Raw genomic sequence first — 18,347 nt, forward strand, 5'->3', positions numbered from 1 at the left:
CGGCTGGCGTCGGCGCCGGCCGCAGGGCAGGATGAGGACATGGCTCCTCGACGAGACGCGGATGTCGCGATCGACTGTTCCGATCTGTCGATCGCCCGCTCCGGGCGCGGGGGTTCAGCCCAGCGCGTCGTCGACGGCGTCTCGTTCACGTTGCCGCATGGGGGCATCCTCGCGCTGATGGGGCCGACGGGCTCCGGCAAGTCGTCGCTGGCGGCGGTGCTGGCAGGCGCCGACGAACCCGGCCTCGCCGTCGTCGGGGGCCGCGGTCTCGTCGAGGGGGTGGCGGTGCGGCGCCCCCGCCGCGCTCATCGGTATCTCACGTACTACGCCGGGTACGTCCCGCAGTCCGCCGGGGCCCGGCTGCCGGCACGCCTCACCGTCGCCGAGGTGATCGGCGAGCCCATCACGAGCCGCGACCGACGCGTCAGCGCACGCGCACTCGCGGTGCGGGTGGCGTCGCTCCTCGACGAGCTGTTGCTGCCGCTCGGCGCCGCTCCCAAATACCCGTACGAGCTCAGCGCGGGCATGCGCCAGCGCGTGGCCCTGGCCCGGGCGCTGGTGCTCCAACCTCGCGTTCTGATCGCCGACGAGCCCTTCGCCAACATGGACGTCGAGGTGCGCAAGGCGGCGCGCGAGGCGGTGCTCCGCCGGCGGCGTGAACTCGACATGGCGGCCCTCGTCGTGACGAATGAGCCGGATGTCGTACGTGAACTCGACGCGGACGTCCTCGTGCTGCGGGCGGGGCACGCGGTCGCCTTCGGACACGGAACGCAGGATCTGCTGTGGACGCCCGACGGCCGGGCCGATCAACGGCTGGTCAACTACTGAGCCGCCCGCGTGGTCATGAGCACGGGTTGAGCTTTGCTAGTATGGACTGGTTGCCCGCACGAGAGTGCGGAACATTCCTCCATAGCTCAATTGGCAGAGCAATCGGCTGTTAACCGATAGGTTCTTGGTTCGAGTCCAAGTGGGGGAGCGAAGGCCTCGGGGCTCCACCCCCGAGGCTTTCTTCGTCCCCGGGGACCCACATCGAGGAGTGCACATGGCGGCTCGCGCGAAGCCTTCGCCGCGTCTTGCCGTCGAGGGCGACGTACCCGCCCCGGCGCCCATCTACCGCTCGATCCCGCTGCTGCTCGCGCTGGGCGTGTTCGGCACCACGGTCCTCTGGGTCGGGCTCGTCGTGCTTTTCGGGGGTGGACCCTGGATGTTCCCGATCTCGGCGCCGGCGCCCTGGCTCTTCCTCGCGCTCGTGCCGTCGATCATCGCGATCCTTCTCGCGGTCCGGGGCATCGCATTGTGGTCGCTGGTGTTCGCAGCGGCGAGCGTGTGGCTCGTCCCCACGGGTATCGCGACGATCGCGGTCGTGCTCGTCGCCCTCTGGACGGTGCGCGGCATCCGAAGTCAGTGGGCTGCCCACGATCTCGATACCGTGATCTCCACCGCGGCCGCACATGGGCTTCCGGTTCTGGTCGTGCAGCACGTCGCGGGTAAGGCACGGCCGCGCAAGGCCACCGACACGACGCAGGTGCAGGTACGCGACGTCGACACCGGGGAACTCTCCACGGCCCGGATCTGGGGCCCGATGATCACGGGCACGACCTTCGTGCGCCAGGGGATGAACGTCATCGCGCAGGCTCCGCCCGGAGCCGAGGCGGAGCTCCGCCGCTGGGTCGAGCGACAGAACCGACGGAGCGCGGCGGCCACCGCCTGATCACCGCCGCAGCCGTGGGCCGGATCGTGCGGACGACCCGGTCCACGGCTGCACGGGGCCAGTTAGAGCATCGTCAGGAGCTCCTGCATCTCGGCGATCTCGGCCGTCTGGTCGTCGATCACGCGCTGGGCGAGGGCGAGAACATCCGGATCCTGGCCGTCGGCGAGGGCGGCCTCCGCCATCTCGACCGCGCCTTCGTGGTGCACGACCATCTGCTCCAGGAAGATGCGGCCGGCTTCCGTCCCCCCGGCCGCACCGAGCGCGGTCATGTCGGCCTCCGACATCATCCCGTCGCCGTGATCCATGCTCCCCGAGGCAGCGGGGTCGTCCGCGACACCCCACTCACCGAGCCATCCTTCCATGAGCTCGATCTCGGGACCCTGGGCGGCCTTGATCCGCTCCGCCAGCTGGACGACGGCGGGGTCTACTCCGTCCTTCTCGAGGATCATGTCCGACATCTCGATCGCCTGCTCGTGGTGCGGGATCATCATGACGACGAACATCTGGTCGGCCATCGATACGGAGCTCGCAGAGCCCGACGGCGTCCGCGACCCGTGGTCCATTCCGGGCATCGAACCCGGGCCGTCGGACCCGTTCGCACACCCCGCCAGCCCGAGGGCGATGGCAAGGGGGAGTGCGGCGATGAGGGCGCGCTTGCGGTGATTCATTTCTTCTTCTCTCTGTCGTCCGGGTATGGCGGTCAAGCGCCCGACGGGTCGGGCGCCGGACGGCTCACGTCCGGCTGATCGAGAGAAGGGTGAGAGAGGGGGGATGCTGCGGAGCACGGTCGACGGGCACCCCGAGGGCCGCGGCCCTCCAGGACGCATCGCGCCGCCCGATCAGCCACGAGGAGCCGTTCGGCGCGACGAGGATCACCGTGAGGAGGAGTGCGACGACGCAGACGACGGCCCACACGTTCGGCAGGGAGGTCTCGGCGAGCGTGGGGTCGGTCTCGACGATCGCGCCGTCGTGCGCATGATGCGGCGCCGTACGGGACTCCATGGACGTCGCCACCGCCGTGGGTGGCGATCCATGCGCGGCATGCGACCCCTGCGAAGCGAGCACGTGCATCCCGAGCAGTCCCAGCACGATCGCCGCGATCATCAGGACGTGGGCGCCGAGCCCAATGCGCGTCGAACGGGGCGCAGGCTGCGGAAGCGGCATCCGTTCACCCCTCGACGTCGGTACGCGGTCAGCGTGCCGACGAGTCTATCGCGATACCCCCTGAGGGTATAGCGTCACAGCGCTGCTCAGGCGTCGAGGTCGTCGATGCCGGGCGTCCAGGAACTTCCGGGTCGGCCCCAACCGCGCTTGCGCGCGATCTTCTGCACGGTCTTCCAATCTCCGTCGTCGAGGCGGTCGACGTAGAGGATGCCGTCGAGGTGGTCGAACTCGTGCTGCATGATCCGCGCGCGCCAGCCGTCGACTTGGATGCGGACGGGCTCGCCCTCCAGGTCCGTGCCGGTCACCAGCACCTCGTCGGATCGGCGCAACGGGAACCGCTCGCCGGGGAACGACAGGCATCCCTCGGACTCCTCGTCGGGGTCGGGGGCACCCGGCTCGAGCGACTTCATCCACAGTTCGGGATTGATGATCACGCCGCGCCAAGGCTTCCCGTCGTCGTCGGCGTACGCGTAGGTGTAGATGCGCAGCGGCACGCCCACCTGCGGAGCCGCGAGACCCACGCCGGGTGCGGCATCCATCGTCTCGAACATGTCGGCGACCAGGGTGCGGATCTCGTCCGTGATCTCTTCGACGACGGACGCGGGGGAGTGCAGGACGGGATCGCCCATGATGCGAATCGGGAGAACAGCCACGCCCTTGAGCCTATCGACCGGCGCCTGCGGCTAGTGTCGTTGTGTGGTGTGGACGGCGGTTGAGCTCGAGGACGTGGGCGATCAGCTCGTCGGCGCGTTCCAGAACCCCGGCATCCTCATCGGCATCCCGCTGGCCCTGCTCGGCGCCGTCTTCATGTCGTTCGGCGCGCAGTACCAGCACCGCGGCGTCACCAAGGTCGAGCGGCTCTACGGTTCCCAGAGCAACGGCGGGCTCGGTGCGAGCCACCTGCTGAAGCTCCTCGCGCGACCGTCCTGGGTGATCGGCACGGTGATGTTGGCGCTCGCCATCGTGTGCCAGCTGTCGGCGTTGGCGTACGCGCCGCTCATCGTGGTGCAACCTCTCGGGGCGATCGCCCTCGTCATCACGACCCTGCTGAACGCGCAGATCAGCGGTCACAAGCCGACCAGGCGCTCGCTGACCGCGATCGGCGCGTGCGTCGGCGGCATCTTCATCTTCGTGACGATCGCGGCACTGTTCGCGACCGAGAAGCCGGTTTCCAACGGTCAGCTGATCACCATCCTGGTGCTGCTGGGCGTCGTCACGATCGTCTTCGCGGGACTGTGGATATGGCTTCGCAAGCGCATGGGCGCCCTTTTCTACATCATCGCCGCCGGTGTCATCTACGGCTTCGTCGCGACGCTCGCGAAGGTCGTCATCGTCCGCATCCAGGCCCAGGACTTCAACTGGCTGACGTTCACCTGCCTCGCGGCCCTCATCGCAGGCGCCATCGTCGGCGCCTATTTCGTGCAGAACGCGTATGCCTCCGGGCCTCCCGACCTCGTCGTCGCCGGCCTCACCGTCATCGATCCCATCGTCGCGATCTTCATCGGGCTGACGGTGCTGCAGGAGGCCGCCGGCGCACCTCTCTGGGTCTACATCTCGTTCGCGCTGGTCGGCGCGGTCGCCGTGTGGGGCGTGTTCCAGCTCGCCCGTCATCACCCTCAGGTGCTCAGCGAGAGCCAGGAGCTCCCGATCCAGCGGGGGAGCGCCGGACGGGCGACGGATGCCGCGCACCCGCACACGGCATCGATAAAGGTGACCGAGGCCGTCGCCAAGGTGTGGCCGGAACCACCCGTGAAGGACCCGGCCGACGAGGCAGAGGGCAAGCCGGGCAGGTAGGCTCGTCCACGCACTCATCAGTGCGCGGGGCGGTGGCCAAGCTGGTCAAGGCAGCGGGCTCATAACCCGACGATCGTGGGTTCAAGTCCCACCCGCCCTACCCGAGAGGCCCGTCGCGATCATGCATCGCGGCGGGCCTCGACGCGTTCCACCGCATCCGCCGGCCCGCGGATAACGGCCGGATGAGAAATTCGTTCATACCCCTAACTTTCGGAGGGGGAAGCAGTGACGGGCGCCTCGGTTTGCCTGTAGCGTCAGCGACATCAATGTCCCTGGCTCCTGATGGAGGCGAACGATGAAGTTCTTGCAGAGGCTCGGCAGGTCGATCATGCTCCCGGTGGCTGTGCTGCCGGTGGCTGCGATCCTGTCCGGCATCAGCTACTGGATCAGCAACGGCGGAAAGAGTCCCAACCTCGTCTCCGCGTTCCTCGGCGCCGCCGGCGGCTCGCTGCTCGACAACATGGCGCTGCTGTTCGCCGTCGGCATCGCGCTCGGCATGGCGCAGAAGTCCGACGGCACCTCGGCGTTGGCCGGGCTCGTGTCGTGGCTCGTGGTGACGACCCTCCTCAAGCCTGAGACGGTCGCCCTCTACACGGGGATCGCCGACGTCAACGAGGTCGATCCCGCGTTCCTCAAGGTGCAGAACGTCTTCGTCGGCATCATCTGCGGTCTGATCGGCGCGTTCTGCTACAACCGCTTCAAAGACACGAAGCTCCCGGATGCACTCTCGTTCTTCTCGGGCAAGCGTTCGGTCGCGATCGTCACCGCCGGCGCGTCGCTGGTCGTCGCCATCGCTCTATTCTTCATCTGGCCATGGGTCTACGGCGGTCTCGTCACGTTCGGCGAGTGGATCGTCACGCTCGGGCCTTTCGGTACGGGCATCTACGGCTTCCTCAACCGGCTCCTCATCCCCGTGGGACTGCATCACGCGCTCAACTCGGTGTTCTGGTTCGACGTCGCCGGCATCAACGATCTGAACAACTTCCTGTCCGGCGAAGGCACGTACGGCGTCACCGGCCAGTACATGACCGGCTTCTTCCCGATCATGATGTTCGGCCTGCCGGGAGCCGCCCTCGCCATGTACCTCACCGCGAAGACCACGCGCAAGAAGCTCGCCTACGGAATCCTCCTCGGCGGCGCGATCTCGTCCTTCTTCGTGGGCGTCACCGAACCTCTCGAGTTCGCCTTCATGTTCCTGGCGCCCGTGCTGTATGTCACCCACGCCCTGTTCACGGGCATCTCGATGGCGATCAGTCAGATCCTGCCCGTGCGCATGGGCTTCGGCTTCTCGGGCGGCTTCATCGACCTCGTCCTCAACTGGATGAACCCGATGGCGCAGAACCCGTGGCTGATCCCCGTGATGGGTGTCTTCTGGTTCTTCATCTACTTCGGGGTGTTCTACTTCTTCATCAAGCGGTTCAACCTGAAGACCCCGGGCCGCGAGGACGACGACATCCTCGGGGAGGGGACGGAGTACGACACACACGTCGCCGACGACAAGTACCTCGTCACCGGCAGCCGCTTCATCGACGCGCTCGGCGGAAAAGACAACATCCTCGAACTGGAGAACTGCGCAACGCGCCTGCGTATGGAGATCGACGACGTCAGCAAGGTCGACGAGACCGCGCTCAAGCGCGCGGGCGCCGCGGGCACCATGAAACCGGGCGGCAAGTCGGTGCAGGTGGTCTACGGCACGAACGTCCAGTTCGTGAAGGACGCGATGGAGCAGATCATCGCGGGTGAGGTCGCGGCGCCGTCAGGTGCGGCGCCCGAGCCGGCGATCGCCCCTGCCGCCGGCGGCACCGCGGTGCTGACCGACACGCCCGCGACCACCACCGTCACCCTGCGCCAGCCGCTCGAGGGCAAGGTCGTGCCGCTGTCCGCAGTGCCCGACCCGACGTTCGCCCAGGGCATCATGGGGCCGGGCATCGCGATCGAGCCGACCGGCGACACGGTCGTCGCGCCGGCCGACGGCACCATCGGCGCCACGTTCGACAGCAGTCACGCGGTGGCGCTCGTGCTCGACGACGGCACCGAGCTGCTGATCCACGTCGGCATCGACACCGTCGGGATGAAGGGCGACGGGTTCGAGACCCTCGTCGAGAAGGGGCAGAAGGTCACGGCGGGAACGCCGCTCCTGCGCTTCGACCTCGCGAAGATCCAGGCGGCCGGACACCCCTCGATCACTCCGGTGATCGTGCTCAACAACGAGAACGCGGCCGTCGCCTTCGAGTGACACCCGCGTCCCGGACACGATGAACGGGACGGATGCCTCGGCCCCGAGGCATCCGTCCCGTCTTCACATCGCGTTGCCGATGTAGGAGTACTTGACGAAGACGTCGGGGGCCAGGCCCGCCTCTTCGAGCACGCCTTGCACGGCGCTCAGCATGTAGCTGGAGTCCCAGCCCATGTAGAGCGAGTGCTGGTCGTCGAGGCGGTCCCACTGGCCGTTCCAGGACTGCGCCGTGTAGACCGGGCCGCCCCGGCGCGCGCTGTACGCGACGACCGCCTCTCGGGCGTCCGCCCAGAGCCGCTTGAAGACGCGGTTGAAGAGGTACTTGACGTCGGGCACCTCCCAGTGCTCGCCGCAGTACTCGACGTACGACCACTCGCGGTGCCAGCCCGGGGGCCATCCGCGGCGGCGGACGGCGTCGAGGATCGGGGTCAGGCCGTCATCGTCGATCGCCGGGCCGCCCGGACGCTTCCAGACCTCGACGAACCGTCCGGTGAGCCGCGTCGATCGTTCCGCGATCGCGGCCGTGCCCCATGAGGGCAGGTCGGCGAGCTCGGCCGTGGTCGAGACGGCGCTGCGGGCGTACAGCGCCTGCTTCTCGGGGAACGACCGGTCGAAGGCGCGGACGGCGAGGTCCTCCTCGAGAACCGTGAGGTTGCCGATCGTCTTCGCGAGCGCGCGATGGCTGTTCTGCTCGTCGTCGGTGTACGACGCCCACTCGCGGACGCCGTCGCCCGACCAGCCGTCGCCGGGGGCGAGCGGGAAGATGTGCTCGACGTCGAGGCCCCCCGCTCCGTCCACCCCGGCGATGCGGCCGAGGACGTAGGCCGCGTGGGGGAGTTCCGAGTACTTGAGGGCGACAGCGACGCGCTCGTCGGACGGCGTGATGCGTGAGATCGCCGACACGAGCGCACCTGCGCCGTCCTCGCGGGCCCGGCACAGCCGGGCGACGAGGCGGTCAACGCCCGTGCCGACGACAGCGCGACGCACGAGCAGCGACTGCACCATCTCGAGCGTGTCGATCAGTTCGTCGCGCCCGAGCGATCCCCGCTCGAAGTCGCGGTACGCCCGCATGACCAGCGGGTACATTCCGGTGCCGAACGTGCTGAGGTAGGCGAGGTGGCGCGCGATACCGGCATCCAGAGCCTCGTTCGGCCGGAGCAGGATGCGGTACACGCGGGAGAGTTCGCGCCACTCGTCCGCATGATGCAGGAGGCCCTCGAAGTCGAGCCGGGGGAACTCGTGGCGGAAGGCGTCGTACACGCCGCGGCCGCCGACGACGGTCACCTCGCGGCCGGTCCGCATGACGAGGTACTGCCGCCAGAACTCCGCGATCGAATCGCCCGTGTTCTGCTCGATCACCTGCCAGTAGTCGACTTCGATCTCGCGTTGCTCGGAGTGATTCAGCCCCATCAGCACGTAGTTGTGGATGAGTTCGTGGTCGCGCAGCGGCTCGCCGGTGGAGTTGAGGCTCTCGAAGATCTGCTGCGCGTTGGCGCCGGCGCCGAGCGTGATCGCAACGTGCTCGAGCTTCTGGAGTCCCCGCCAGATGCGCGGCGCCTCCTCGAGACTGATCTGGCTGCGGAAGAACGCGTAATTGTCGTCGAACCGCGAGTCGCGGTGCTCCCCGGCTGCGAGCGGGAGGTCGAGCACGACGCGTTCGAACACCGACGCCCACGCCCGGTGCGGACGAAGCTTCGTGCGCGCGTCGTCGTGCGAGTGGACGAGAACGCGCTGGAGCTGATCGGCGAGGTCGGGATCCGTTTCGCGCACCGTGTGGTGCAGAGCTGCGACCAGCAGCATGAGCGTCGTCGTGCGCTGCTGTCCGTCGATCAGCACGAGTTCCGCGTCCGACCCCTCGCCGCTCGCGGAGGAGAGGATCGATCCGATGAAGTGCATCTGCCGATCGTCGAGATCCGCGACCGCACGGATGTCGGCGAGCAGCTGCTCGCACCCGCCGATGTCCCACCGGTACTGCCGCTGATACACCGGGACCACGATCGTCCAGTCCGCGGCGGAGAGCCAGCCGATGGTGTTGACAGCAGTGGCATCGACGTTCGTGGCAGTGACCATGGCCCGTCCAGTCTAGGCCGGGCTCCCCGCCTCGGAGCGGGGCTGCAGCGGCCGCCGGTTATTCACGGCGCGGGCTTCGGGGGCGTTCAGACCCCCGAGGTAGGCTTACCTAAGTTGAGCCTGTTAAAACGTGCTGGCTCACTGACCGAAAGGCATGATTCGTCATGGGTTACATCAAGTCCGCCATTCTCGATGAGACCGGCTTCGTGGTGCTCGACTCCTACGGTGAGGAGGTCGACCCGAAGGAGTGGCTCTCGATCGAGTACGTCGACTGGAAGTCGTCGGGCGACACCCGCTTCGCGCCGCTCGCGTCCGCCAAGGGCGAGATCGAGTGCAACGGGTTCTGGAACCACACACCGCCGCGCACCGACAAGGACGGCGTCTGGATCCCCGAGCAGACCGAAAAGGCGCCGACCCTGACCCGTCGCGCGCAGGAGCCCGGCGCCAACGTCGGCCGCTGCCGCATCATCGAACTGCAGCCGAACACGTACGCCGACGCGCTGTACAACCTCCACCAGGACGACAACAACCGCCTCAACCCCGACGGCACCGGCTGGGTCGTGCGCGGCTTCTTCAACCTCACCGACGACAAGAACAGCTACTTCGTGCTGCGGGAGAACCGCACCGACCCCAGCATCGAGTACCGCGTCGCGCTTCCCGCGGGCGCTCAGCTCATCGTCGACACGCAGCGCCTGTGGCACGCCGTTCATCACGACGGCACCGAGCCGCGCTACTGCCTCATCACCTCGTGGGAGTCCGGCCCCGAGCTCGACGCCTACATGGAGAAGTACCACGCCGTGCCCACCGCACCGCAGTTCGAGGTCGCGCAGGAGGTGCTCGACGCCGGTCAGGCCGAGCAGGCCCGCCGCGACGCCGCGCGTGCCGCGTACTACGCCGCCAAGGGCAAGGCCGAGGTCCAGGCCATGAGCGAGGCCTGAGCACCGCCTGCCTGATCGGAGAGGGCCCGGGAATCACAGTCTTGTGATTTCCGGGCCCTCTCCGCGATAATGGCGGCAGCACAACCGAACAGCACGTCATGACACCGTCACAGGTCGTAGGGGAAGACGCACCTGACGAACGGAGAGATCATGGCGACACACAAAGCGCGTGGGGTGATCTTCATTCACTCCGCGCCAAGAGCGTTGTGCCCCCACCTCGAGTGGGCAGTCGGGCGAGCCCTCGGCCGCGCCGTCAGCTTCGACTGGGCGGATCAGCCGGTGCTGACCGGCAGCAGGCGCTCCGAGTTCTACTGGGAGGGTGCCGCGGGGACCGGGTCCGCCCTCGCCACGGCGATCCGCGGCTGGGAGCACCTGCGGTTCGAGGTCACGGAGGATCCCACCCCCCGCAGCGACGGCGGTCGCTGGCTGCACACGCCCGGTCTCGGCATCCATTACGCACAGACCGATACCGCGGGCAACGTCGTGATCGGCGAGGACCGGATCCGCTATGCGATGGAGATCGCCGGTGGCGACGCGTTCGAGCTGCAGCGCGAACTCGATGTCGCGCTGGGGGCCGCGTGGGACGAGGAGCTCGAGCCGTTCCGGCACGCGAGCGACGACGCCCCCGTCGTCTGGCTGCACAAGGTCGGCTGAACAACCCCACAGACGCAGGCGGCGCGAGGCGCCACTACCGAGGCTCGGAGGCCGTGAATCCCGGGTCGCGGGACCGCGAACCGCCGCCTGACACGACAGACGCCCCCGGTCGGCTTCACCGGGGGCGTCTTCGCGTCAGGTGTCGTCAGACCGAGCGGAAGGCGACGACGGCGTTGTGGCCGCCGAAGCCGAACGAGTTGCTGATCGCGAGCTGGTCGCCGGCGCCGAGGGCGAGGGGCGAACCCGAGATGCGCAGCGGGATGTCGGGGTCCTGTGTGCTGACGTTGATGGTCGGCGGCGCCTGACGCTCGCGCAGCGCGAGGAGCGTGAAGATCGCCTCGAGCGCGCCGGTGCCGCCCAGCAGGTGGCCGGTCGCGCCCTTCGTCGCAGAGACGGGGATCTCATGGACGCGGTCGCCGAAGACGCTCAGCAGCGCCTTGTACTCGGCGATGTCGCCGGTGGGGGTCGACGTGGCGTGCGCGTTGATGTGCGTGACCTCGTCGGGCGTCGCACCCGCCTGCTCGAGCGCGAGACGGACGGCACGCGAAGCACCCAGGCCCTCCGGCTCCGGGGCCGTGATGTGGTACGAGTCGGCCGTCACGCCGCCGCCCACGACCTCGCCGTAGATCCTCGCGCCGCGGGCCTTGGCGTGCTCCTCGGTCTCGAGGACCAGGGCCGCCGCGCCTTCGCCCATGACGAACCCGTCGCGATCGACGCTGTACGGCCGCGACGCGGTCTCGGGGGAGTCGTTGCGCTTGGACAGTGCCTGCATCGCGGCGAAGGCGGCGATCGTGAGTGGGTGGATGACCGCCTCGGCTCCGCCGGCGATGACGACGTCGGCGCGACCCGCTCGAAGGCTCTCGAAGGCGTTGACGAGCGACTCGGTGCTCGACGCGCACGCTGAGGCGACGGTCCGCGCGTAGGCGCGGGCGTTCAGGTGCATCGAGACGGCGGCGGCGGGGGCGTTCGGCATGAGCATCGGAACGCTCATTGGCATGACCCGGCGAGGACCCTTGGTCTTGAGCGTGTCCCAGCCGGCAAGCGTCGTCTGGAGGCCTCCGATGCCGGTCGCGAAGTCGACGGCGAACCGCTCCGGCTCGACCTCCGGCTTCCCTGCGTCCTCCCACGCCTCGAACGCGGCGACGAGCGCGAACTGCGCGGACGGGTCGAGGCGGTTGGCGACCGGACGCTCCAGCACCGTGTCGGGCCGGACGAGCGCCTGCGCGGCGAAGGTGACGGGGAGCTGGTACTCCTCGACCCATTCCTGCTCGATGGTGTGCGTGCCGGATGCGCCGCTCAGCAGCGCCGACCAGCTCTCGGGCGCGGTGCCGCCGATCGGGGTCGACGCGCCGATGCCGGTGACGACGATACGGGGTGTGCTCATGGATCAGAGTCCTCGTGATGCTGGCCGGTGGGGGCCGCGGCCCCCACCGGGATGGTCCTACGCCTGGTTCGACGTGATGAAGGTGACGGCGTCGCCGACGGTCTTGAGGTTCTTGACCTCGTCGTCCGGGATGGTGACGCCGAACTTCTCCTCGGCGTTGACGACGATCGTCATCATCGAGATCGAGTCGATGTCGAGGTCGTCGGTGAACGACTTCTCGAGCGCGACCTCGTCGGCCGAGATACCGGTCTCGTCGGTGATGAGCTCCGCGAGTCCCGCGAGGACCTCGTCGTTGGTGAATGCCATGGGATTCTCCTGTTTGTTAGGGGTAGGCGTGCCCGAGCGGGCCGGGAATCAGTCTAGGGTCGCGGTTCGCCGCGTCAGGGAAGGACGACGACCTGCGCGCCGAAAACCAGCCCGGCGCCGAAGCCGATCTGGAGCGCGAGTCCGCCGCTGAGCTCGGGGTGCTCCTCGAGCAGACGGTGGGTGGCCAGCGGGATGGAGGCCGCCGAGGTGTTGCCGGTCGTCTCGATGTCACGGCCGATCAGCACGGTATCGGGAAGGCCGAGCTGCTTGGCGAATTCGTCGATGATGCGCATGTTCGCCTGGTGGGGCACGAAGGCGGCGAGATCGGATGCCTCGATCCCGGCGGCCTCGAGCGCCTGGCGCGCGACCTTCACCATCTCCCAGACGGCCCAGCGGAAGACCGTAGGGCCCTCCTGGCGAAGCGTCGGCCACGGCGCGACGCCGTCCCGGAACTCCTTCAGCGTGTGGTTCATGCCGACGGCCTCGGACTTCGAGCCGTCGGAGCCCCAGACGGTGGGCCCGATGCCGGGAGTGTCGCTGGGACCGACGACGGCCGCGCCCGCTCCGTCGCCGAGCAGGAAGGAGATGCTGCGATCCGCGGGATCGACGATGTCGCTGAGCTTCTCGGTGCCGATGACCAGCGCGTAGTGCGCGGCGCCGGCGCGCACGAGCGCGTCGGCCTGAGCCACGCCGTATGCGAAGCCGGCGCACGCGGCGTTCAGGTCGTAGGCAGCGGCAGGGTTCGCCCCGACGCGGTCGGCGACGATGGCCGACACCGACGGGCTCTGCTTCGGGTTGCTGATCGTCGCGACGATCACGGCGTCGATCTGAGAGGGTTCCAGACCCGAGCGCTCGATCGCCTCGCGGGCGGCATCCGTTGCCAGATCGATCGCGTCGGTCTCCGGCACCGCACGAGTGCGCGTGACGATGCCGGTGCGCTGACGGATCCACTCGTCGCTGGAGTCGATCGGGCCGATGAGATCCTCGTTCGGGACCGCGATCTCGCCGCGTGCGGCGCCGAACGAATAGATGCGCGTGTGGGCGGCACCGGTGGGCTGGATGAGGCTGCGGGTCATGCGAGGTACTCCGGTCAGGCGTCGGCGGCCACCAGGGCGGTGGCGGCCTCCAGGTCAGCGGGCGTCTTGACGGCGACGGCGGGGACTCCGCGGAGCGCGCGCTTCGCGAGCCCGACGAGCGTGCCCGCGGGGGACAGCTCCACGATGCCGGATACGCCGGCGTCGGCGAAAGACTCCATGCAGAGGTCCCAGCGCACCGGTGAAGCGACCTGGTCGACGAGCAGGTCGACGAATGCGGTGCCCGAGGCCGCCGCGGAGCCGTCGCGGTTGGTCCACAGCGTGACGCCCGGATCGGAGACGTCGTGATCGTTCGCGGCGGCGCGGAGAGTCTCGACGGCCGGAGCCATGTAGTGCGTGTGGAAGGCGCCGGCGACCTGCAGCGGGATCACGCGGGTGCCGGCGACCGGCTCGGCCGCGAGAGCCTGGAGGGCGTCGAGTGCGCCGGCGACGACGAGCTGCCCGCCGCCGTTGTAGTTCGCGGGGGAGAGGCCGAGCTCTTCGAGGCGGGCGAGGACGGATGCCTCGTCCCCGCCGATCACGGCGCTCATGCCCGTTTCGGCTGCTGCTGCCGCCTCCGCCATCGCTCGGCCGCGGATGCCGACCAGGGTGAGCGCTGACTGTTCGCTCAGCACGCCCGCCGCCGCTGCGGCCGCGAACTCTCCGACCGAATGCCCGGCGACGCCGCCGATGCGTTCACGGTCGGGCAGTGCGTTCCACGACAGCAGGCTGGCTGCGACGATGAGCGGCTGCGCCACCTGGGTGTCGCGTATCTGATCGGCGTCCCATTCGGTGCCGGCGGCGACGAGGTCGACGCCCGACCACTCGGAGTACAGCGCGAGGCGATCCGCCGCGCCGTCCGATTCGAGCCAGGGAGTCAGGAAGCCGGGGGACTGGGATCCCTGCCCGGGGAAGACCGCGATTCTCACCGTTCCATCCTGTCAAGGATCAGAGAGGTCGTTCTGGCGACACCGTCACAAGAATCAACGGCGGCTTTGTGCGTGGCCCACACCGACAGGGGGATCAAGCCGGGTTGCGCCGTGCGGGCGGCCGACGGCGCGAGGCATCCGTTCCGATCGATCCGAGGATCAGTGCCGTCTGCAGGATCAGCGCCTCACGAGGCCCGGTGGCGTCCCAGCCGATCACCTCCGACACGCGCTTGAGCCGGTAGCGCACCGTGTTCGGGTGCACGAACAGCTCGCGGGCGGTCGCCTCGAGCGACCGGCCGTTGTCGAGGTAGGCCCACAGCGTCGACACGAGGTCGGCGCTGTGCGCCTGGAGCGGTCGGTAGATGCGCTCGACCAGCGTGAGCTTGGCGAGAGGATCCCCCGCGAGCGCGCGCTCGGGGAGGAGGTCGTCCGCCTCCACCGGCCGGGGCGCGTGGCGCCACGCGCGCGCGACGGCGAATCCGGCGAGGGCCGCGCGGGCGCTCTGGCTCGCGTCGACGAGTGCCGGCACCGTGGGGCCGAGCACCAGGTAACCCCCGCCGAAGCCCGGCTCGAGACGGCGCGCGATCTCACCGAACGGAAGGTCTGTCACCGCGTCGTCCGCGACGGCCGACGGCTCGGCGCGCCCGACCACCAGCACGAGACGGGAGCCCTGCACGCCGATCAGCACGTCGACGCCGAGCTTGCGCGCCGTCCGCCGGAGCTGGTCGACGTCGAACTGCGGGGGAGTCGTGCCGACGAGCACCGCGACCTCGCCGTGACCATGCCAGCCGAGGGCGGCGATGCGGCTCGGCAGCTCCTCGTCGGCCTCTCCGGTCAGGATGGAATCCACGACCAGCGCCTCGAGCCGCGCATCCCAGAGGCCGCGAGCCTCCGCCGCGCGGGCGTAGACGTCCGCCGCGGCGAAGGCGACCTCGCGCGAGTACAGCAGGATCGCCTCGCGCAGATGCTCCCCCTTGCCGGCGACCCGCTCCTCGGTCACCTCGACCGTCACACGGATCAGCTGCAGCGTCTGCGTCAGACTCACGCTCCGCAGCAGCTCACGAGGAGCGGCGGCGAAGATGTCGGCGGCGATCCACGGTGTCGACTCGGGCTCGTCGTACCACGAGATGAACGACGTGATGCCGGCCTGCGCCACCAGCCCGACGGCGGAGCGTCGGGCCGGCGGCATCTCGGCATACCAGGGCAGCGTCTCCTCGAGGCGCTTGATGGTGACGGTCGCGAGGTCGCCCGAGATGCGTCGCAGCCAGGCGAGCGTCTCGACCTTGTCCATCACCTCGGTGGATTTGCCCATCCGCGGGTCAGCTCTCGCCGCCCGCGTTCCCGCTCGTGCCGGCGGTCACGTCGTGCAGGCGGTACTTCTCGATGGCCTGCGCCGCGAGGCTGCGGTCGACCGCGCCCTCTTCGGCCAGTGCCTGCAGCGTCCGGACCGCGACCGACGGGCCGTCGATCTTGAAGAAGCGACGTGCCGCGGCGCGTGTGTCGGAGAAGCCGAAGCCGTCCGCACCGAGCGTCGCGAAGCGGTTCGGCACCCACGGACGGATCTGGTCCTGCACCGCGTGCATGAAGTCGCTGACCGCGACCACCGGGCCTGCGGCGTCCTTCAGCTTCTCGGTCAGGTAGGCCGTGTGCGGCTCCTCCTCCGGGTGGAGGAAGTTGTGCTCGTCGGCGGCCAGGCCGTCGCGCCGCAGCTCGCTCCACGACGTGACAGACCAGACGTCGGCCTGCACGCCCCAGTCGTCGCGCAGGAGCTGCTGCGCCTCGAGCGCCCACGGCACGCCCACGCCCGACGCGAGGAGCTGGGCCTTGGGGCCCTCACCCTCGGCGGTGGAGACGCGGTGGATGCCTCGCACGATGCCGTCGACGTCCACGCCTTCGGGCTCGGCCGGCTGCACCAGCGGCTCGTTGTACACCGTGAGGTAGTACATGACGTTCGGGTCGGGGTGGTTCCCGCCGTACATGCGCTCGATGCCCGAACGGACGATGTGTGCGATCTCGTAGCCGTAGGCCGGATCGTACGACAGGGTCGCCGGGTTGGTCGCGGCGAGGAGCAGCGAGTGGCCGTCGGCGTGCTGGAGACCCTCGCCGGTGAGCGTGGTGCGTCCGGCGGTCGCACCGATGATGAAGCCGCGCGCCATCTGGTCGCCCGCCGCCCACTGGGCGTCGCCGGTGCGCTGGAAGCCGAACATCGAGTAGAAGACGTAGACCGGGATGAGCGGCTCGCCGTGCGTCGCGTACGAGGTGCCCGCCGCGGTGAACGCGGCGACCGCGCCGGCCTCGTTGATGCCGACGTGGACGATCTGCCCCTGCGGGCTCTCCTTGTAGGCCAGGAGGAGCTCGCGGTCGACCGACGTGTAGTTCTGGCCGTGCGGGTTGTAGATCTTGGCCGAGGGGAAGAACGCGTCCATGCCGAAGGTGCGCGCCTCGTCGGGGATGATCGGCACGATGCGGTGGCCGAAGTCCTTCGCGCGGAGCAGGTCCTTGAGCAGGCGCACGAACGCCATGGTCGTGGCGATCTCCTGCGTGCCCGAGCCCTTCTTCGGCAGCGCGTACGCCTCGTCGCCCGGAAGCTGCAGGCCGACGTGGTGCGAGCGGCGCTCCGGGAGGAAGCCACCCAGGGCGCGGCGGCGCTCCAGCATGTACTGGATCGTCTCGTCGTTCGAGCCGGGGTTGTAGTACGGCGGCAGGTAGGGGTTCTCCTCGAGCTGCGCGTCCGAGACCGGGATCCGCATCGAGTCGCGGAAGTACTTGAGGTCCTGCAGGGTCATCTTCTTCATCTGGTGGGTCGCGTTGCGGCCCTCGAAGTGATGCCCGAGGCCGTAGCCCTTGATCGTCTTGGCGAGGATCACGGTGGGCTGGCCCTTGTGCTCGGTCGCGGCCTTGTAGGCGCCGTAGACCTTGCGGTAGTCGAGGCCGCCGCGGCGGAGCTTGCCCCAGATGTCGTCGTCCGACCAGTCCTTCACGAGGGCGGCCGTGCGCTCGTCGCGCCCGAAGAAGTGCTCGCGGATGAACGCGCCGTCCTCGGCACGGTAGGTCTGGAAGTCGCCGTCCGGGGTGGTGTTCATGAGGTGCACGAGCGCGCCGTCGGTGTCCTTCGCGAGCAGCTCGTCCCAGCCAGAGCCCCAGACCACCTTGATGACGTTCCAGCCGGCACCGCGGAAGAAGCTCTCGAGCTCCTGGATGATCTTGCCGTTGCCGCGGACCGGGCCGTCGAGGCGCTGCAGGTTGCAGTTGACGACGAAGGTGAGGTTGTCCAGGCCCTCGTTGGCCGCCACCTGCAGCTGACCACGGCTCTCGACCTCATCCATCTCGCCGTCGCCGAGGAACGCCCACACGCGCGAGTTCGAGAGATCCTTGATCCCGCGGTTGGTGAGGTACTTGTTCGACATCGCCTGGTAGATGGCGTTGATCGGGCCGAGGCCCATCGACACCGTCGGGAACTGCCAGTACTCGGGCATGAGGCGCGGGTGCGGGTATGACGGCAGCGCGTTGGGCGCCTTCGACTTCTCCTGGCGGAAGCCGTCGAGCTGCTCGGAGCTGAGGCGCCCCTCCAGGAACGAGCGGGCGTAGATGCCGGGCGAGGCGTGGCCCTGGATGAAGATCTGGTCGCCGCCGGTCGGGTCGTCGAGGCCGCGGAAGAAGTGGTTGAAGCCGACCTCGTACAGCGAGGCGGACGATGCGTACGTCGAGATGTGCCCGCCGACGCCGATGCCGGGCCGCTGCGCGCGGTGCACGGTGATCGCGGCGTTCCAGCGGATCCACCGGCGGTAACGGCGTTCGAGCTCCTCGTCGCCCGGGAACTCGGGCTCGTTCTCAGGGGCGATCGTATTGATGTAGTCCGTCGTGGGAACCTGCGGAACGTTCAGCTGCAGCTCGTGGGAGGTCTGCAGCAGGCTCAGCATGATCTCGCGGCCACGTCCGTGGCCCTTGGCCTGCACGAGCTGCTGGAGGGACTCCTGCCACTCGGAGGTCTCGTCGGGATCGCTGTCGAGGGGTTCCTGCGAGTACGGATCCTGATCGTTGACAGTCACAGAAGACCTTTCGTCGTCTGGCAGATCGTGCCAGGTAAT

The 18,347-nt window shown here is 68.8% G+C and carries 16 protein-coding genes and 2 tRNA genes; 8 read left to right on the forward strand and 10 right to left on the reverse strand.

Annotated features, from left to right (window positions below; translation table 11 throughout):
• Window positions 1-39 precede the first annotated feature (39 nt).
• The 3 genes from MRBLWH7_RS03845 to MRBLWH7_RS03855 all read left to right on the forward strand — a co-directional run bounded on the left by MRBLWH7_RS03845 (window position 40) and on the right by MRBLWH7_RS03855 (window position 1,711).
• Complete coding sequence (locus MRBLWH7_RS03845) at window positions 40-828, forward strand: ATP-binding cassette domain-containing protein (protein ID WP_341999318.1); 789 nt, start codon at window positions 40-42, stop codon at window positions 826-828.
• A 75-nt stretch (window positions 829-903) separates the two neighbouring features.
• Window positions 904-976: transfer RNA gene (locus MRBLWH7_RS03850), tRNA-Asn, on the forward strand.
• 66 nt (window positions 977-1,042) lie between these two features.
• A complete protein-coding gene (locus tag MRBLWH7_RS03855) occupies window positions 1,043-1,711 on the forward strand; it encodes a hypothetical protein (RefSeq protein ID WP_341999321.1) in 669 nt (222 codons plus the stop codon).
• 62 nt (window positions 1,712-1,773) lie between these two features.
• Here the strand turns inward: MRBLWH7_RS03855 and MRBLWH7_RS03860 are convergent, their stop codons facing one another.
• From MRBLWH7_RS03860 to def, 3 genes are all read right to left on the reverse strand, one after another.
• Complete coding sequence (locus MRBLWH7_RS03860) at window positions 1,774-2,379, reverse strand: DUF305 domain-containing protein (RefSeq protein WP_341999324.1); 606 nt, start codon at window positions 2,377-2,379, stop codon at window positions 1,774-1,776.
• Window positions 2,380-2,443: 64 nt separating this feature from the next.
• Entirely contained in the window at window positions 2,444-2,875 is a 432-nt protein-coding gene (locus tag MRBLWH7_RS03865) for a DUF6153 family protein (protein ID WP_341999327.1), read from the reverse strand.
• An 86-nt stretch (window positions 2,876-2,961) separates the two neighbouring features.
• Window positions 2,962-3,528 (reverse strand): peptide deformylase, encoded by a 567-nt coding sequence (gene def / locus MRBLWH7_RS03870; protein ID WP_341999330.1) that lies wholly within the window; start codon window positions 3,526-3,528, stop codon window positions 2,962-2,964.
• Window positions 3,529-3,571: 43 nt separating this feature from the next.
• Here def and MRBLWH7_RS03875 point away from each other — a divergent pair, with 43 nt between their 5' ends.
• The 3 genes from MRBLWH7_RS03875 (at window position 3,572) to nagE (ending at window position 6,905) form a co-directional block, all read left to right on the forward strand.
• A complete protein-coding gene (locus MRBLWH7_RS03875) occupies window positions 3,572-4,669 on the forward strand; it encodes a DMT family transporter (RefSeq protein ID WP_341999333.1) in 1,098 nt (365 codons plus the stop codon).
• Between the two features lie 26 nt (window positions 4,670-4,695).
• Window positions 4,696-4,769 (forward strand) — tRNA-Ile (locus MRBLWH7_RS03880).
• A 195-nt stretch (window positions 4,770-4,964) separates the two neighbouring features.
• Complete coding sequence (nagE, locus tag MRBLWH7_RS03885; RefSeq protein ID WP_341999336.1) at window positions 4,965-6,905, forward strand: N-acetylglucosamine-specific PTS transporter subunit IIBC; 1,941 nt, start codon at window positions 4,965-4,967, stop codon at window positions 6,903-6,905.
• A gap of 63 nt (window positions 6,906-6,968) precedes the next feature.
• Here the strand turns inward: nagE and MRBLWH7_RS03890 are convergent, their stop codons facing one another.
• On the reverse strand, window positions 6,969-8,975 hold the full coding sequence (locus tag MRBLWH7_RS03890) for a DUF262 domain-containing protein (RefSeq protein WP_341999339.1): 2,007 nt from the start codon (window positions 8,973-8,975) through the stop codon (window positions 6,969-6,971).
• Between the two features lie 164 nt (window positions 8,976-9,139).
• On the opposite strand from MRBLWH7_RS03890, the gene MRBLWH7_RS03895 reads away from it, so the two are divergent.
• Both MRBLWH7_RS03895 and MRBLWH7_RS03900 read left to right on the forward strand, forming a co-directional pair.
• Complete coding sequence (locus tag MRBLWH7_RS03895; protein WP_341999342.1) at window positions 9,140-9,913, forward strand: hypothetical protein; 774 nt, start codon at window positions 9,140-9,142, stop codon at window positions 9,911-9,913.
• 150 nt (window positions 9,914-10,063) lie between these two features.
• On the forward strand, window positions 10,064-10,567 hold the full coding sequence (locus MRBLWH7_RS03900) for a DUF3145 domain-containing protein (protein ID WP_341999345.1): 504 nt from the start codon (window positions 10,064-10,066) through the stop codon (window positions 10,565-10,567).
• Window positions 10,568-10,712: 145 nt separating this feature from the next.
• Here MRBLWH7_RS03900 and MRBLWH7_RS03905 read toward each other — a convergent pair whose 3' ends face one another.
• From MRBLWH7_RS03905 to aceE, 6 genes are all read right to left on the reverse strand, one after another.
• Window positions 10,713-11,951: a beta-ketoacyl-[acyl-carrier-protein] synthase family protein gene (locus MRBLWH7_RS03905; RefSeq protein WP_341999348.1), complete on the reverse strand. Its 1,239-nt coding sequence runs from the start codon at window positions 11,949-11,951 to the stop codon at window positions 10,713-10,715.
• Window positions 11,952-12,008: 57 nt separating this feature from the next.
• Complete coding sequence (locus tag MRBLWH7_RS03910) at window positions 12,009-12,257, reverse strand: acyl carrier protein (RefSeq protein ID WP_013586517.1); 249 nt, start codon at window positions 12,255-12,257, stop codon at window positions 12,009-12,011.
• 74 nt (window positions 12,258-12,331) lie between these two features.
• Window positions 12,332-13,333 carry a beta-ketoacyl-ACP synthase III gene (locus tag MRBLWH7_RS03915; RefSeq protein WP_341999358.1) on the reverse strand — a complete coding sequence of 334 codons (1,002 nt, stop codon included), beginning with the start codon at window positions 13,331-13,333 and terminating at the stop codon, window positions 12,332-12,334.
• 14 nt (window positions 13,334-13,347) lie between these two features.
• Entirely contained in the window at window positions 13,348-14,259 is a 912-nt protein-coding gene (locus MRBLWH7_RS03920) for an ACP S-malonyltransferase (RefSeq protein WP_341999360.1), read from the reverse strand.
• A 94-nt stretch (window positions 14,260-14,353) separates the two neighbouring features.
• Window positions 14,354-15,550 (reverse strand): helix-turn-helix domain-containing protein, encoded by a 1,197-nt coding sequence (locus tag MRBLWH7_RS03925; protein WP_342001904.1) that lies wholly within the window; start codon window positions 15,548-15,550, stop codon window positions 14,354-14,356.
• 28 nt (window positions 15,551-15,578) lie between these two features.
• On the reverse strand, window positions 15,579-18,308 hold the full coding sequence (aceE, locus tag MRBLWH7_RS03930; protein ID WP_341999362.1) for a pyruvate dehydrogenase (acetyl-transferring), homodimeric type: 2,730 nt from the start codon (window positions 18,306-18,308) through the stop codon (window positions 15,579-15,581).
• Window positions 18,309-18,347 lie beyond the last annotated feature (39 nt).

It is taken from the genome of Microbacterium sp. LWH7-1.2 (assembly GCF_038397755.1).
Classification (GTDB): domain Bacteria; phylum Actinomycetota; class Actinomycetes; order Actinomycetales; family Microbacteriaceae; genus Microbacterium.

Coding starts and splice junctions, on each gene's coding strand:
- MRBLWH7_RS03845 (WP_341999318.1), top strand. CDS start 40: ATGGCTCCTCGACGAGACGCGGATGTCGCGATCGACTGTTCCGATCTG.
- MRBLWH7_RS03855 (WP_341999321.1), top strand. CDS start 1,043: ATGGCGGCTCGCGCGAAGCCTTCGCCGCGTCTTGCCGTCGAGGGCGAC.
- MRBLWH7_RS03860 (WP_341999324.1), bottom strand. CDS start 2,379: ATGAATCACCGCAAGCGCGCCCTCATCGCCGCACTCCCCCTTGCCATC.
- MRBLWH7_RS03865 (WP_341999327.1), bottom strand. CDS start 2,875: ATGCCGCTTCCGCAGCCTGCGCCCCGTTCGACGCGCATTGGGCTCGGC.
- nagE (WP_341999336.1), top strand. CDS start 4,965: ATGAAGTTCTTGCAGAGGCTCGGCAGGTCGATCATGCTCCCGGTGGCT.
- MRBLWH7_RS03890 (WP_341999339.1), bottom strand. CDS start 8,975: ATGGTCACTGCCACGAACGTCGATGCCACTGCTGTCAACACCATCGGC.
- MRBLWH7_RS03895 (WP_341999342.1), top strand. CDS start 9,140: ATGGGTTACATCAAGTCCGCCATTCTCGATGAGACCGGCTTCGTGGTG.
- MRBLWH7_RS03900 (WP_341999345.1), top strand. CDS start 10,064: ATGGCGACACACAAAGCGCGTGGGGTGATCTTCATTCACTCCGCGCCA.
- MRBLWH7_RS03905 (WP_341999348.1), bottom strand. CDS start 11,951: ATGAGCACACCCCGTATCGTCGTCACCGGCATCGGCGCGTCGACCCCG.
- MRBLWH7_RS03910 (WP_013586517.1), bottom strand. CDS start 12,257: ATGGCATTCACCAACGACGAGGTCCTCGCGGGACTCGCGGAGCTCATC.
- MRBLWH7_RS03915 (WP_341999358.1), bottom strand. CDS start 13,333: ATGACCCGCAGCCTCATCCAGCCCACCGGTGCCGCCCACACGCGCATC.
- MRBLWH7_RS03925 (WP_342001904.1), bottom strand. CDS start 15,550: ATGGACAAGGTCGAGACGCTCGCCTGGCTGCGACGCATCTCGGGCGAC.